The organism is Cellulomonas bogoriensis 69B4 = DSM 16987 (assembly GCF_000767165.1).
In the GTDB taxonomy this organism is placed as follows: domain Bacteria; phylum Actinomycetota; class Actinomycetes; order Actinomycetales; family Cellulomonadaceae; genus Actinotalea; species Actinotalea bogoriensis.
On record NZ_AXCZ01000065.1, the window covers coordinates 1 to 14611 of the forward strand.

The 14611-nt window shown below is 71.1% G+C and carries 16 protein-coding genes and 1 pseudogene; 10 read left to right on the plus strand and 7 right to left on the minus strand.

Translation table 11 applies throughout. From position 1 onward, the window contains the following. Window positions 1-493 precede the first annotated feature (493 nt). The gene (locus N869_RS07730; RefSeq protein ID WP_035059911.1) at window positions 494-823 is read left to right on the plus strand and encodes a hypothetical protein; all 330 of its coding nucleotides are present in this window, start codon (window positions 494-496) and stop codon (window positions 821-823) included. 74 nt (window positions 824-897) lie between these two features. On the opposite strand, the gene N869_RS07735 is transcribed toward N869_RS07730, so the two are convergent. From N869_RS07735 to N869_RS07745, 3 genes are all read right to left on the minus strand, one after another. Next, window positions 898-1416: a hypothetical protein gene (locus N869_RS07735; protein ID WP_156968424.1), complete on the minus strand. Its 519-nt coding sequence runs from the start codon at window positions 1414-1416 to the stop codon at window positions 898-900. A gap of 1507 nt (window positions 1417-2923) precedes the next feature. Continuing rightward, complete coding sequence (locus tag N869_RS07740) at window positions 2924-3286, minus strand: hypothetical protein (RefSeq protein ID WP_156968425.1); 363 nt, start codon at window positions 3284-3286, stop codon at window positions 2924-2926. A gap of 162 nt (window positions 3287-3448) precedes the next feature. After that, window positions 3449-4324, minus strand: coding sequence for an aldo/keto reductase family oxidoreductase (locus tag N869_RS07745; RefSeq protein ID WP_035059929.1), 876 nt, complete (start codon window positions 4322-4324; stop codon window positions 3449-3451). A gap of 119 nt (window positions 4325-4443) precedes the next feature. Between N869_RS07745 and N869_RS07750 the strand changes: the two genes are divergently transcribed. The 5 genes from N869_RS07750 (at window position 4444) to N869_RS07770 (ending at window position 8033) form a co-directional block, all read left to right on the plus strand. Further along, on the plus strand, window positions 4444-4866 hold the full coding sequence (locus N869_RS07750; RefSeq protein ID WP_035059917.1) for a winged helix-turn-helix transcriptional regulator: 423 nt from the start codon (window positions 4444-4446) through the stop codon (window positions 4864-4866). Between the two features lie 146 nt (window positions 4867-5012). Next, window positions 5013-6239: a Na/Pi symporter gene (locus N869_RS07755; RefSeq protein WP_052105232.1), complete on the plus strand. Its 1227-nt coding sequence runs from the start codon at window positions 5013-5015 to the stop codon at window positions 6237-6239. Continuing rightward, entirely contained in the window at window positions 6236-6499 is a 264-nt protein-coding gene (locus N869_RS07760) for a hypothetical protein (protein WP_035059919.1), read from the plus strand. Before N869_RS07755 ends, N869_RS07760 begins: the two co-directional genes overlap by 4 nt. Before the next feature lie 222 nt (window positions 6500-6721). Next, on the plus strand, window positions 6722-6922 hold the full coding sequence (locus N869_RS07765; RefSeq protein ID WP_035059921.1) for a hypothetical protein: 201 nt from the start codon (window positions 6722-6724) through the stop codon (window positions 6920-6922). Window positions 6923-6986: 64 nt separating this feature from the next. Next, on the plus strand, window positions 6987-8033 hold the full coding sequence (locus N869_RS07770; RefSeq protein WP_035059932.1) for an FAD-dependent oxidoreductase: 1047 nt from the start codon (window positions 6987-6989) through the stop codon (window positions 8031-8033). 37 nt (window positions 8034-8070) lie between these two features. On the opposite strand, the gene N869_RS07775 is transcribed toward N869_RS07770, so the two are convergent. Then, entirely contained in the window at window positions 8071-8721 is a 651-nt protein-coding gene (locus N869_RS07775; RefSeq protein ID WP_232229655.1) for a response regulator, read from the minus strand. A gap of 5 nt (window positions 8722-8726) precedes the next feature. Then, window positions 8727-9884 (minus strand): sensor histidine kinase, encoded by a 1158-nt coding sequence (locus tag N869_RS07780; protein WP_035059925.1) that lies wholly within the window; start codon window positions 9882-9884, stop codon window positions 8727-8729. A gap of 136 nt (window positions 9885-10020) precedes the next feature. Between N869_RS07780 and N869_RS07785 the strand changes: the two genes are divergently transcribed. Then, window positions 10021-10953 carry an ABC transporter ATP-binding protein gene (locus tag N869_RS07785; protein ID WP_035059934.1) on the plus strand — a complete coding sequence of 311 codons (933 nt, stop codon included), beginning with the start codon at window positions 10021-10023 and terminating at the stop codon, window positions 10951-10953. Beyond that, entirely contained in the window at window positions 10950-11735 is a 786-nt protein-coding gene (locus N869_RS07790) for an ABC transporter permease (RefSeq protein ID WP_035059926.1), read from the plus strand. Before N869_RS07785 ends, N869_RS07790 begins: the two co-directional genes overlap by 4 nt. A gap of 33 nt (window positions 11736-11768) precedes the next feature. Here the strand turns inward: N869_RS07790 and N869_RS07795 are convergent, their stop codons facing one another. Continuing rightward, complete coding sequence (locus N869_RS07795) at window positions 11769-12275, minus strand: hypothetical protein (protein WP_052105233.1); 507 nt, start codon at window positions 12273-12275, stop codon at window positions 11769-11771. A 216-nt stretch (window positions 12276-12491) separates the two neighbouring features. Between N869_RS07795 and N869_RS07800 the strand changes: the two genes are divergently transcribed. Together N869_RS07800 and N869_RS07805 are read left to right on the plus strand one after the other, a co-directional pair. Further along, entirely contained in the window at window positions 12492-13583 is a 1092-nt protein-coding gene (locus N869_RS07800) for a sensor histidine kinase (RefSeq protein ID WP_035059927.1), read from the plus strand. Further along, entirely contained in the window at window positions 13580-14185 is a 606-nt protein-coding gene (locus N869_RS07805; RefSeq protein WP_035059928.1) for a response regulator transcription factor, read from the plus strand. The genes N869_RS07800 and N869_RS07805 overlap by 4 nt, the downstream gene beginning before the upstream one ends. 57 nt (window positions 14186-14242) lie before the next feature. Here the strand turns inward: N869_RS07805 and N869_RS18460 are convergent. Then, a pseudogene (locus N869_RS18460) lies at window positions 14243-14611 on the minus strand (hypothetical protein); the annotation flags it as partial.

Below are 14611 nucleotides of genomic sequence, written 5' to 3' on the forward strand. Positions count from 1 at the left end.
AGTCCCGCAGTCAAGGCCGGGGACGAGACGGCGCAAGATCGGAGGCGGCCTGGTGCTGGGGATGGTGATCGGGATGCTCTTCCAGAAGCAGCGGGCGGAGCGCACCAGCGGGCGATGAGCGGTCCCGCTACACGTCCGCCCTCAGACCCATCGTGCCGTGAGCCTGTGCATCGGCACACAGCCACTCCCGATCGCGGCGGCAGCGAAGTCGGCGCCGCGGAGCAGAACAACCTCCAATCGACTGGTGACGGCCCACCGTGGGCGGGAGCAGGCAACTGTGCCTAGGCGCTCGCGAGACTACGCCCCCCTCGCTTCTGACAGTCCGCTCGGCCAGGTCTACTCGGTCGTCCTGTCACTCACATTCGTGGTGACCCCCACGCGCAAGCCGCCGTCGGGCGGCCGCTGGGAAGCGGCGCGTGACGAGGCGAGCGAGTTCCTGAGTCAGGCGTGGGGCGTCGATCCAGACCCTCGAGTCCGACTGGAGAGGAGGGGAATGCTCCACTCCTCCCTCATTCTGCAATTCTTTGCCGTTGCGTTCCCCGCGGTCGCGCTGTATCTGGTCGGTTCCGTGACGGAGACGCCCTGGTTGTCGAATGCCGCTGGGATCATCCTCGTGGGATCTGGTCTCATCCTGGGTCTGGACGGCCCGGTGATCGCTCGAAGCTTCCTCGTCAACATGGACTTCCACGAGTGGAATCAGGCCGGTCGTCCCGACCGGTGGCAGTACAGGGCGGGGTCGCAGCCGCGCGCGACCGATCTGGTGTGGTCGGTCCTGGGAGGGCTCAGCGTCGCTGCATTCTTTTTCGGCCTCGTCTTCGGGTGACCTTCTCGCGGGCCCGTTGCCCGTCGCCCGCGTACTGGTGACGGTGTGGACGGGCCGGGTCCGGTGCGGACTAGTCAGGCGCCGCCCTGTTCGGGTGCGCACCCGGTCTCTCCCATGAGTCCGGCCCCGTGGGGTCCGACGCTGAAGAGCATGTATGCCCCGTCGGGACCGGTGACCCCGATGGATCTGGAGCCTGGCTCTCCCGAGGAGCTCACCGTGTACCCCAGGGCCTGCCACGTCCGGACGAGGTCCTGCACGGCGCTGTCCGGGACGGGGTCACCTTCGTAGGAGGGGATGAAGAAGCTGCTGCCCTGTCGCCCGTCGGGGCGTTCGCAGGTCAGTGGATGCTGCTCGTCCTTGGCCGGTTCGGGGGGAAGGCCGACCACGAGGGCGGACTCGGCTGCGACCTCTGCCCACTGCTCGCGGAGCTGCCAGGCGGTCGGCTCGGACGCCTCCTGCTCGAGCCTCCGGTCCTGAGCACGGTCCTGGGACCACCCCCACACCCCCAACCCGGCGATGGCCAAGACCACGACCGAGACTGTGAACCAACGGCGGGTGCGGGTGGGTTCGGACGGGCCGGGCGCGGCGCTCATGGCCTCATCCTCACTCACGTCCCGCACCAGTGGTGACAGCGCACGTCCGCCTGCCACGACGCGGGCCATGCTCAGCAGCGACTCGGTGTCGGGGTGGTAGTGCGCGCGACGCCGCTGAACTCCCGATGATCGAGAGCGCTCGACACCGGCTGTGTTCGGTCCCCGAACCGGCGGAAAAGGAAGAGCCGGGCGGTGCAGCGTGGTACACGCTAGAGCGACCGTGGCACGGGCGCTGAATCAAGCGGTCACCTAGCCGCAGAACAAGATATGCTACTAGCCACAGGAGAGGGTGGCATAAATGATCGAATCGCTATTGCATGCGGGCCTACTTGTCCCTTGGTCGGCCTGCCTCCTAGGTCTTGTTGCGGTCATCTTCTCGCTTCATCGACTGATAGTCGCAGATCGACACAGGGGGTTTGTCGAAAGATGGGCCAAGGTGATCCACAGGATCACCGGGCAGTCGCCATTGAATATTGCTCGCTCCGCAATACCGTCATCAATGTTCGTTGCGGCATTGCTTTTTGCTTTGATCGCCGCGCTCCCGATCGCTGCGGCGGCAGAGAGTGAACCCGCCACTTCCAGCGGAGGTGGTGCCACAGTTGTCGCGATATACACGGTGACCGCCATCATTGCGCTCTTCGGTGCACTGAGCCTCATTGTTTCGAGGACCGGGCGCCCGCGGATTTTCGTGCTCCCCCCTTGTCGCGAGATGAACGAGCGCCAAGTCGCCGAGTGGCTCCACTTCTAGTCCAGAGAGGCAAGAATCTGCTGGCGGATAGGTGACAACCAGCCGGCCTTGCCTTGCTGCGCCGAGGAGATAGCCGTGTTGGTAGATGCTGGAACTGGCGAGGGGATGAGCGCGCCACGGTTCGCCGAGCGGGGTGAAGGCCCTTGAATTTAGCGGCTGTCTGACCGTCGCGACAGGTTCACGCCCATCGCCGAGAGGAAGCCCCAATGCCCGGATGTCGTCGCTCTCGGCAGCACCCGCCTGATCCACGAAGGCAACTGAGCGGCAGCCGGGCTACCGCAGCATGAGGAACGCCGCAGCCACGACCAACCCTGCAACCCACCCGACCGCGTTCCCTGCCGTCGCGGTCGTCCAAGGTCGGGTGCGCGGGGTGCGCGTGTGAGGGCGCCGGGAGCCGGCTATCCGGCGCACGCGCCTGGATCGGCCCCGCACCGTGCCTGAGCTCCTATGGGAGGTTCTGCGCTGAGCGTCGCACCGACCGCCGCGTCGAGTGCGACGCCTGCCGCCGCGTGGGGACTGGCGGCCGAACTCGTGCCCACCGAGCAGCGACAGCAACGACCGGTCCGGTGCGCGCCAGCGTTCCTGTTGCCCCATGCTCTGTGATCGGCCACGACCAGCCTCGGGTTGAGCCGACGGAGCCGATGGCGGACCCGGCCACCACCTCCGTGACCGTCAAGCGCGGGTGGTCGGGGGGCTCGACGCCGTAGCCCTGCGCGGCCTTGTCGGCCCACTGCTGACCTGAACGTCGGTCGCTGAGCGCTACCAGGGCATGAAGCGCAGGATCGACGCCGCGATGGCAGCCATCGCGAGCAGGGTTACGGCGCTGGTGCCTACCGTGACGGATCGCCGGCCGGTGATCCGGCGGGCGAGGAGCACGGCTGCGAGGACTCCTGCGGTGAGTGCGGCGGTCAACGCCCAGGCGGCACCGACGCGCTCCGGGGCGCACCCTGCGGGTGCGGGCCAGATGGCGAGGCAGATGCCGTCGGCCGGGGTTGCCCAGTGCAGGGCGAACCAGGCCCAGCCGGCGAGGACGAGCGCGCCCACACCGCCCACGAGGGTCGCGGCACTGGGGCGTTGCGCCGCCGTGCGCGGCGCGGTGAGCCCGGGCGACGTCTGAGTCATGAGGAAGAGTCTGCCGCACCCGTGACTCATGCGACAGAGACTCGTGAGGTCGAGCGACTCAGCCTGCGAGGTTCCCTCCGTGGTCCGCGTGGGTATCCAGACAGCCCACGATCGTGCTGCACGCGACCTGCCACCCCGGTAGCAGTGAGCCGCCGCCACACCTCACCGCCCGATCCCGTCAAGCGCCGCAAGGTCGGCGGCGGACAGCGTCAGGCCGGCCCCGGCGACGTTCTCGTGCAGGTGGGTGAGCGAGCGTGTGCCGGGGATCAGCAGGATGTTCGGTGAGCGTTGCAGCAACCAGGCCAGTGCCACGGACATCGGTGTCGCCCCGAGTCGTTCAGCGACCGCCGTCAGGGCAGCCGACTGGAGGGGGCTGAACCCGCCTAGGGGGAAGAAGGGGACGTAGGCGATGCCGTCGGCCGCGAGCTCGTCGACCAGGTCGTCGTCGTGCCGCACGGCCAGGTTGTACATGTTCTGCACGCACACGACCGGTGCGATCGCGCGCGCCTCGGCGACCTGCTCGCGGGTGGCGTTGCTGACACCCAGGTGACGGATCAGTCCCTGGCCCTGCAGGTCGACGAGCGTCTCGAACGCCGTGGCGAGGGAGCCGGGCTGGGGTCCGGTCGCGTCCCCCAGGCGCAGGTTGACGACGTCCAGGACGTCCAGCCCGAGGGAGTCGAGGTTGTCGTCCACTGCGCGTCGCAGGTCGTCCGGGCGGCGGGCCGGGGGCCAGCCGCCGTCGGCGTCACGTGTGGCACCGACCTTGGTGACGACGTGCACCGTGGCCGGGTAGGGGTGCAACGCCTCGCGGATGAGCTCGTTGGTCACGCGCGGGCCGTAGGCGTCGGCGGTGTCGATGTGTGTGATGCCCAGGCGGACGGCCTCACGCAGCACGGCGAGCGCCCCGTCACGGTCTGCGGGTGGGCCCATGACGCCCGGGCCGGTGAGCTGCATGGCGCCGTACCCGAACCGGGTGACGGTCAGGTCGCCCAGGGTCCAGGTGCCGCCGGGGAGCGTGGTCGAGGTCGTCGTGGTCATGGTGCGTCCCTCCAGGTCGGGTCGTTGCGCCGGGAACGGGCGCGGCACCAGGATGGGACGGTCACGCACCAACGGGAAGTAGGCACCTGAGAGTGCGTAAGGAACCAGGAGGAACCCTCATGACGTCGACGGCATCGCAGCGCCGCGAGCAGGCCAAGGTCGCCTACGACGCGTCCCTGGCGGCCTGCCCCAGCCGGCAACTGCTCGACCGCATCGCCGACAAGTGGGTGACGCTCGTGCTGTGCGCACTCGCCGGGACGCACGCCCCGGACGACGACGGGCCACGTCCCCTGCGCTACTCCGAGCTGGCCCGACAGCTCGCGGGCGTCAGCCAGAAGATGCTCACCCAGACCCTGCGCACCCTCGAGCGTGACGGACTGGTCACCCGCACCGTCACCCCGACCGTCCCGGTGACCGTCACCTACGCGCTGACCGACCTCGGGCTCTCGCTGCACCAGGCCGTCGGCACGTTGAAGGTCTGGGCAGAGACCCACATGGACGACGTCCTGGCCAGCAGAGCCGCCCACGACCACGCCGACTGAGCGGCACCCGTCGGGGCCCGGTCAGCCAACACCTGGTGACGGTTGCGCGAACTGTGGCGCACCGGCCGTCCCGGGCGCCGCGGGGACGGTGCGTGCGGCTTAGCGTGAGGCCACGGTCAGTGCATTCACGCCAGCCAGGGGGACGCATGAGTCACGACCCAACCGCCGCCGCGCCGCCGCGCGCAGGCACCAGCCTGACCGGTCCCGCCCCTCCTGCGGACACCGGGCAGGAACCGGGGCTCGACGCCCGCGGCAAGGCCCTCCGCTGGGTCGGGGCACTCGCCATGCTCTACGTGCTCGTGTGCGCCGTCGACGTCATCGGTGACGGGTTCGCGCTGATCACCGGGGACCAGGCCGAAGAGATGTTCGAGTTCGCCACCAACCCGCTCGTGGGGTTGGCCGTCGGCATCCTGGGAACGGTGCTGATGCAGTCGTCCTCGACCACCACCGCGATCACCGTCGGGCTGGTCGCAGGAGGGCTACCGGCGCAGATCGCGGTGCCCATGATCATGGGGGCCAACGTCGGCACCACGATCACCAACACCCTCGCCAGCCTCGCCAACGCCGGGAAGAAGGACGCCTTCCGACGGTCCTTCGCCGCCGCCACCGTGCACGACGTCTTCAACCTGCTCGCGATCGCCCTGATCCTCCCGCTGGAGCTGGCAACCGGGTTCCTGGCCCGGACCGCCGGGGCGCTGGCCGACGCCCTGCGCGGAGCCGACGGAGCGGACCCGAGCCAGTTCGACGTGCTCGACGCCCTCACCGCCCCGCTGCTCACCACCCTCACCGGTGCCGTCGCCGCCACGACCCCCAACGACGTGGTCGAAGGGATCGTGCTGGCGGTGGTCGGCGTCGTCGGCATCCTCGCCTCGGTCCGGGTGCTCGGGAAGCTCCTGGGGCAGCTGATGGTCGGCCGTGCCAGACGGGTCCTGCACGCCACCATGGGTCGTGGGCCGGTCAGCGGCATCGCCGCGGGCGCCGGGGTCACGGTCCTGGCGCAGTCGTCGTCGGTGACCACCAGCATGATGATCCCGTTGGCGGGGTCCGGTGCGGTGTCCCTGCGCCAGATCTACCCGTACACGGTGGGGGCGAACGTGGGGACGACGTTCACGGCCATCCTGGCGTCGCTGGGTGCGTCGCAGAACCAGGCCGAGGCGACGAAGATCGCCCTGGTGCACCTCGGGTTCAACCTCACCGCCACCCTCGTGATCTTCGTCCTGCCGTTCCTGCGGCAGGTCCCGTTGCGCGGTGCGACATGGTTGGCCGAGCAGGCGGTGACCCGGCCGTGGGTGGTGGTCGTGTGGGTCCTGGGGGTGTTCCTCGTTCTTCCCGGAGCCGTGGTCCTGCTGGTCGTCACCGGAGGTGTCTCGTGACCTTGCCCATCCCCGACGAGCCGGACGAGCCGGACCCCGGTCTGACGCCCGTCGAGGGCCTGTCCACGGCAGAGATCGAGGCGTTCCTCACCGAGGCGGAGACCTCCCTGGCGCAGCTGCGCGCCGAGCTCCAGCAACGGCGCCTGCGCGACGAGCTGGACGCCCACATCCCGGCGACCGACCTCACCGAGGCACGGGGACGGTGGCAGCAGTTCGCCGACTACCTGCGACAGATCACCCAGGGCCGACCCCCACGGTGAGCACTCCGGCGCCGCCTGCACAGCCGCGAGACGACACGCCACACCGCCGAGGACGTCGTCCGGCTCGTCACCACGCATGACCTCTCAACGACCGGGTCCTCAGGCCGGTGGACCACCTGCACCGACGACGGCCACGCCCGGCAGTACGTCGTCAACGTCCGGCTCGACGGTGAGGCACCGACGACCACCCTCGACGGGATCAGCACCTCACTCACCGAAGAGATGGCGTTCGAGGTGCTCGACACCGGCGACTGGGAGGACCGTCGTGAGGTGCGTGGGACCTTGCCGGACGCCGACCTGACGATGTCCGCCTTCACCGACGACACCATGCTGCTGGTGCGGGTGCTCGGCCCCTGCCTGCCCGTGTCCCCGGACGACCTGGACGCCCTCGGAATCGACGTCGACCCCCTCGACCTCGACTGAGACGCACAGAGATCCCCAGGCGGAAGCCTTCGGTGCCTTGCGGTGTTGTGCGGGTGTGGAGCCCGTGCTGCAGTCCGTCGTCGTGGGGGCCGGTCAGGCTGGCCTGTCCGCGGCGCACCACCTGCTGCGGATGGGTCTGCGTGCGTGGGAGGACGTCGTCGTCCTGGACGCGAACGCCGCACCCGGTGGGGCGTGGCAGCACCGGTGGGACACGTTGACCATGGCTGATGTCCACGGTGTCGCGGCCCTGCCCGACGACGACGCGCCCCCCACCTCGGGTGAGCGCGCCAACGTGGTCGTGCCCGCGGTGTTCGGCGACTACGAGGACCGGTTCGGGTTGCCCGTGCTGCGGCCGGTGCGGGTCGAGCGTGTCGCCGGCGACGGTGACCTGCTGCACGTCACGGGTGCGGGTCGCTCGTGGCGCACGCGCACGCTGGTCAACGCGACGGGCACGTGGGAGAGGCCGTTCGTGCCCCACTACCCGGGTGCCGGGACGTTCACCGGGCGGCAGCTGCACACGCAGGGCTACCGCGGGCCGGAGGAGTTCGCGGGCCTGCACGTGGTGGTGGTCGGTGGTGGGTTGTCGGCGGTGCAGATCCTCGCCGAGGTCAGCGAGGTCGCCACCACCACGTGGGTGACGCGCCGTGAACCGGTGTGGCGCACCACCCCGTTCACCCCCGCCGAGGGGCGCGCTGCCGTCGCACTGGTCCAGGACCGGGTGCGGCGGGGCCTGCCGCCGCAGAGCGTGGTGAGCGTGACCGGGTTGATGCTGCGGGAGCAGGAGCACGCCGCCGCCCAGCGAGGCGTCTACCGGCGGCTGCCCATGTTCGAGCGGGTCGAACCGGACGGCGTCGTCTGGGCGGACGGGACGCGGCAACCGGCGGACGTGATCCTGTGGGCCACGGGGTTCAGGCCCGACGTCGGGCACCTGGGGCCCCTGGGCCTGCGCACCCCCGAGGGCGGCATCCAGCTGGACGGCACCACCGCGGTGCGCGACCGGCGCGTGCAGCTGGTCGGGTACGGGCCGAGCGCCAGCACCATCGGCGCCAACCGTGCCGGGCGCGTCGCCGCGCGGGGCGTCCTGCGGTCGCTGGGACGCGCCGCAGCCTGAACCGCACCCCGCCCCCGTGCCGGCGCGTCGACGCCGGTCAGGGCGGTGGGCTGAGCATCCCCAGGTGCAGGGCACGCAGCACCGCCCGGGTGCGGTCCTTGACGCCCAGCTTCGCCAGCACCGTCGAGATGTGGTTCTTGACCGTGCCCTCGGCCAGGAACAGCGCCTCACCGATCTCACGGTTGGTGTAGCCACCGGCGAGCAGCCGCAGCACCTCCGTCTCCCGCGGGGTCAACGGCTCGGGGTCGGGCAGGTGCTCGAAGTCGTCGGGAACCGGGCGGGACTCCACGGTGCGCAGCAGGCGCGCGGTGAGCGCCGGTTGCACGAACGTGCCGCCGCCGGCCAGGGCACGGATCGCCCCGACCAGCTCGTCCAGGGCGACGTCCTTGAGCAGGTACCCCTTGGCGCCGGCACGCAGCGCCCGCAGCACCAGCTCGTCGTCGTCGAACGTCGTGAGCACCAGCACGGGTGTGGGGTCCTGGCGTGCGTGCAGGGCCTCCAGGGTCGCGATGCCGTCCCGGCCGGGCATCCGCAGGTCCAGCAGCAGCACGTCCGGCCGGTGCTCGGCCACCCGGTCCAGTGCCTCGTCCCCGTCGGCGGCGTGGGCGACCACGTCGATCTGGTCGCTGATCGCCAGCAGGCTCGCCAGGCCCTGACGCATGAGGGTCTGGTCATCGGCGATGCACACCCGGATCACAGCAGCGCCCCCGCAGCGGTGGGCAGCTCGGCGTCCACGCGGAACCCGTCCGACCCGTCCAACCGCAACCGGCCACCCCGCGACTCGATCCGTTCACGCACCCCGTCGAGCCCGTTTCCGGGGACGACGCGCCGGGCCCCCGTCCCGTCGTCACGCGCGGTGAACCGCACCACGCCGTCCTCGGCGGTGACCGTCAGCCACAGGTGGTTGGCCTCGGCGTGACGGATCGTGTTGGTGGTGACCTCCTGGGCGACCCGGACAAGCGTCGCGGCACCGTCGTCGTCGATGCGCACCCCGGGGTCCAGCTCGAGGTGCACCTGCGGGTGGGGCACCCCGTCCACGACGCGCGCCAGGGCGCCGGGCAGGTCGAAGGACCGACCCCGCTCGGTGCCCACCGCGGCCCGCACGTCCGACAGCAGATCCTTGGCCAGGCCCCGGGCGCGCAGCACGTGCTCACGGGCCGGCCCGTCGGTCTTGTGGGAGGCGACCTCGAGCTCGACCGCGAGGACCGTCAGCTGGTGACCCAGGACGTCGTGCAGCTCCCGGGAGATCCGCAACCGCTCCTGGGCCTGGCTGGACTCGGCGAGCAACGCACTGGTGCTGCGCAGCTCGACGTGGGCGACGGTCACGTCCTGCAGGGCCCGCGAGATGCGCTGCTGGGCCCACATCATCGCCGCGCTCCCCGCCTGGAGCAGGGCGTACAGGACGGTGACGAGCGCGACCTCGGCCGGCGGGTTCGGGTCCGGCACCAGGGGCCCGACCGCGGCCGACGACGACGCCACCACCACGGAGTTCCACGCGATGACCGCGGCCACCCCACGCAGGTCCAGGTGCAGGGCCGACATCGCCGCAGCCACGACCACGAGGATCAGCACCAACCCACCACGGTTGGGGGACAGGAGCACCAGCACGCCCGCCGCCAGCACCGACGGCGCGACCAGCGCCCACCGGCCCGTGGCGCCCTCCGGGGTGCGGCGGACCGAGGCGTACGTCGTCGCGGCCAGGTAGGTCACGAACACCACCACCCACACGGCCAGGTACGCCGTGCCCACCCCGCCGGTGACGAGCGAACCACCCTCGACACCACCGATCACCAGGCACAGCCCGAGCATCGCGATGCCGGCACCCACCTGGGCCGGTCCCGTGCGTTCCATGGGAACCGACCCTACGGAGACAGACCACCCCAGGTCAGGTGCCACACGTCACGGGTCCAGGTGGTGACCTCCGGCAGATCCGCCGGGCCGTGCCCGCTCCCTAGCGTCGGACGTGACGTCGGAGGAAGGGGATGTGATGGCTGTGCTGGAGATCGAGGACCTGCGCAAGGTGTACGGCGGCCGCGCCGTCGTCGACGGGGTGAGCCTCACCGTCGACCCGGGGGAGATCGTCGGGGTGCTGGGACGCAACGGCGCCGGGAAGACCACCACTGTCGAGTGCGGCATCGGCCTGCGCCGGCCCGACGGTGGCCGGGTGCGGGTGCTGGGCGTCGACCCGCGGGCCGAGCGTGCACGCGTCCAGCAGGTCATCGGCGTGCAGCTGCAACGGACCCACGTCCACATGAGCCTCACCGTCACCGAGCTGGTGCACATGTACCGGTCGTTCTACCGCGACGGGCTGGACCCCGACGCGCTGGTCGAGCGGCTCGGGCTCACCGAGGCGCGCGACACCCGTGCCGAGAACCTGTCGGGTGGGCAGCTCCAACGGCTCAGCATCGCCCTGGCCCTGGTCGGCAGACCCCGGCTCGCGGTGCTCGACGAGCTCACCACCGGCCTGGACCCCGCCGCCAGGCGCGGGATGTGGGGGCTCATCGAAGAGATGCGCGACGACGGCATCGCGGTCCTCCTGGTCAGCCACGTCATGGAGGAGGCCGAGCGGCTGTCGGACAGGATCGCCGTCATCGACGCCGGCAAGGTCGTCGCCCTCGACACCCCCGCCGGCCTGATCGCACGCGTGGACGGGGCCGACGCGGTGACGTTCCGGGTGCACGCCCCGCTGCAGCCCACGATCCTCACCGACCTGCCCGGCGTCGACGAGGTCAGCGTCGACGGCGAGCACGTCCGGGTCGCCGGCCCCGGGAACCTCGTCACCGCCGTCACCCAGACCCTCATGCAGCACGCGATCCCCGCGACCGACTTCCGCACCCGCACCGCCACGCTCGACGACGCGTTCCTGCAGCTCACCGGCTACGAGCTCGGCGAACCGGAACCACCGAAGGAGGCCAAGTGAGCACCGCCGACACCCTGACCCTGCCCCCGGCCCGCCGTCTGCCGGCCACCGCCTGGGGCCACCTGCTCCTCACCGAGACCCGCATGGTGGTCCGCGACACGTCCGGGCTGATCGTCCCGATCGGCTTCCCGGCACTGCTCATGGTCATGAACGGACTGGGTGCCAGCGGCCAGCAGCAGCTGCCGAGCGGCGTCACCGTCATGAACGGCATCATCATGCCCCTGACCCTCACCATGGTCGTCGCGCTCATCGGGGTGGTGAACATGCCCTCGTTCCTGGCGACGTACCGCAAGTACGGGATCCTGCGCGGCCTGGCCGTCACCCCCGCACGGCCCGTCATGATCCTGACCGCGCAGATGCTCGTCAGCCTGGCCCAGGTGCTGCTGGGCGTCGGCCTCATGATGGCCGTCGGCGCCGCGTTCTTCGGCGTCACCCTGCCCCAGCACCTCCCGTGGGCGCTGCTGACCGGGACACTGCTGATCGCCGCGATGTACGGCATCGGCACCCTCATCGCCGCCGTGGCCCCCACGGTGAACGCCGGGCTCGCACTCGGGCTCGTCGCCTTCTTCGCCATGCTGGCAGTCGGTGGTGGCTTCGGGCCGACCGCCGAGCTCCCCACCGTGCTGCGGACCATCGGCGAGCTGCTCCCCTACGGGGCAGGCACCGAGGCGCTCGCCGCGACATGGGCGGGGGAGGCCCCCCAGGGCCGGGACCTGGCCGTGCTCGGCGGGTGGGCCGCGGTGACCGGTGGGCTCGCGGCCCGGCTGTTCCGCTGGACGTGAGGGGCGTGCGCAGGTCGCCGGCGTGCTGCTCCTTCAGCCGAACCACCGGACAGCCAGGTGGCTGAAGAACCCGAACAGGACACCCCAGGCGATGATCGAGACCCCCATCCACACGTACACGCTGCGGGCCGACGCACCGATCGCGACCATCGTGGGCCCGGTGAACTGGCTCGGCAGGGCCAGCGGCCCCAGCAACGACACACCGGGCACGCCGAACCGCTCCATGTACCGGGCGACCTTCTGCCGGCGCTTGGACGGTGCCGGCGCACCGGCGTCCACGCGCCCGTTCCTCACCGCAGCGCGGGCCCGGGCGGCCCCTGCGATCAGCAGGAAGGTCGAGACGGCGTTGCCGACGGACGCCACGGCGACCGCCACCAGGGGCTCGATCCCGACGAGGATCCCCATGAAGCTGCCCAGGTAGGACTCGATGAAGGGGATGGCGCTCACCAGAAGGAGAGCACCGATCTGCTGCCAGGACTCCAGGTCCCCCACGAACGCCAGCAGCCGGATGAAGAAGTCGCCGATCCCGTCGAAGAGCACGTGTGTTCCTCACACTCGAAGTAGGCCCGCCGGCCCTCGACCGGAGGGCGCTGCGCAGGTGGACGGCATCAGCGTTCCCCGGTTCGCGCCACGGTTGACGTGCCGCCAGGTCACCACCTGGGCGTGACACGGCGTCACTGGTGCTCTCCTGTCGGTGCGGGCGAGGATGCACTGGAAACCCCAACCAGGCCGTTGCGAGAGGAGCCCGCCCCGCCCATGTCCGTCACGGAGGTGCGCCCGCTCACGCGCATGCGCAGCATCACCACCGCGGTGGTGAGGGGGACCGTCGCCTTCGTCGGTGGGTTCGGCCTCATCGTCTCCGCAGGGGTGTGGTGGCACCCCGTCGTGGTGGCGCCCAGCCTGGGTGTGGCGGTGTGGGTCGCGGGCAGGTGGCACGACCCACCTCGCCTGTCGGCGCTGATCGCCGCGCTGGCCCTGGCGCAGGGCACGTGGGTCGCCGCGGTGCTCGTAGGGATCGACGTCCCGGCGGTCGTCCCGGTCGCCACCATCGGCGCCGTCCTGGTGGCCACACGGTCACGCTCACGTGGCGTCTGGGCGCTCGCCGTCGTCGTCATGATCGTCGCGACGGCGTTCCTGAACCTCGTGAGTGCCGCGGGGTCGACGGTGGGCTACGTGGCGGGGGCGTTGCTCTACGCCGGGATCCTCGTCGGGACGTTCTGGCTCAACGACGTCGCGTGGCGGTTGTTCACCGAGCTGGACGCGATGCGCGCCACCGCGGCCGAGCTGGCGGTGGTCAAGGAGCGCATGCGGTTCGCCGCGGACCTCCACGACATCCAGGGCCACACGCTCCACGTCATCAAGCTCAAGGCAGCCGTCGCGGCGCGCCTGCAGCACGTGGACCCTGAGCGGGTCGCGGCCGAGCTCCGCGAGATCGAACGGCTCACCGGCGAGACCATCGACCAGGCCCAGCACCTGGTCAACTCCACCCGCCGGTTGGCTTTCCGGTCCGAGCTGGCCAACGCGACAGAGCTGTTGACGGCGGCCGGCATCGGGGTGGACGTCCACGGCGAGGTGCCGCACCACACGGCCGACGAGGAGATCTTCGCGCTCGTGCTGCGCGAGGCCACCACCAACATCCTGCGCCACCCCGCGGCCCGCACGGTCGCCATCACGATCGCGGACGGCGCACTCACGATCAGCAACGACGGCGCGGCTGGCACGGCGCGCCGCGAGCGAGGCCTTGCGGTGCTGCGCGAACGGGTCGCACGGTCCGGCGGCGTGCTGGACGTGTCCCACGACGGCGACTCGTTCACGCTCGACCTCGGGCTGCGTGGGGCCCGCACATGACGATCAGGGTCGTGCTGGCCGACGACGAAGGCCTCATCCGCACCGCCCTCGCCACCCTGCTCCCGCTCGAGGGCGACATCACGGTGGTCGCCGAGGCGTCCGACGGGCACCAGGCCCTCGCCGCGTTCGCGGAGCACCAGCCCGACGTGCTCGTGCTGGACCTCGAGATGCCCGGCCTCGACGGGCTCGACGTCGCCGGTGCCGTCCTGGCCGAGCACCCCGACCAGCCCGTGCTCATGCTCACCCGGCACGCCCGCCCGGGGATGCTTCGCAGCGCCCTGCGGTTGGGGGTGCGCGGGTTCCTCGGCAAGCAGTCCGCACCCGACGCCATCGCCGAGGCGATCGCCCACGTCGCCGCCGGCGGGCGTCACGTGGCCCCGACCGTCTCTGCCCAGGCCCTGATCGACGACTGCCCGCTCACCGAGCGCGAGAAGGACGTCCTGCGTGTGGCCAGCGACGGGTACTCCGCCTCCGACATCTCCCGCATCCTCCACCTGGCGCCCGGCACCGTGCGCAACTACCTGTCCAGCGCCATCGGCAAGACCCACACCACCACCCGGCACGACGCCGCCCGTCACGCCCGTGAACAGGGGTGGATCTAGCGCGCCAACCCTGCCGAGCTGCTGCGGCTGTACCGGCCTGGGGCCGGCTTGACGTTGTTACCAGCGGTCGGGGTCCTCGTCGTGGTCGGGTGGTGGGGGGAGGACGGGGAGGTTGTCGCGTGAGCCTGCTTGGAGTGCGGGGTGGTTGCGGTCCGGGGTGTCAGGTTCGGTGAAGTCGGGCACGGTGTAGCCGAAGGTGGTCCGGCGGCGCTGATCTTGTTTGCCACCTGCGGCTGCGCCGCCTCCGCCCATGGGCATGCCGGCGGCCATGGTGCCCCCGCGTGCCCCGGCACCGGTTCCTGCTGCTGTGCCTGTGCCGGTGGTGGCGCCGGGGGTGGTGGTGCCGTTGAGGCCGGGGGTGCGTCCCCCGGGTCCGGTTCCGGCCGTTGCGGCGTGCCCAACGCCGACGCCCGCACCTGCGCCGGT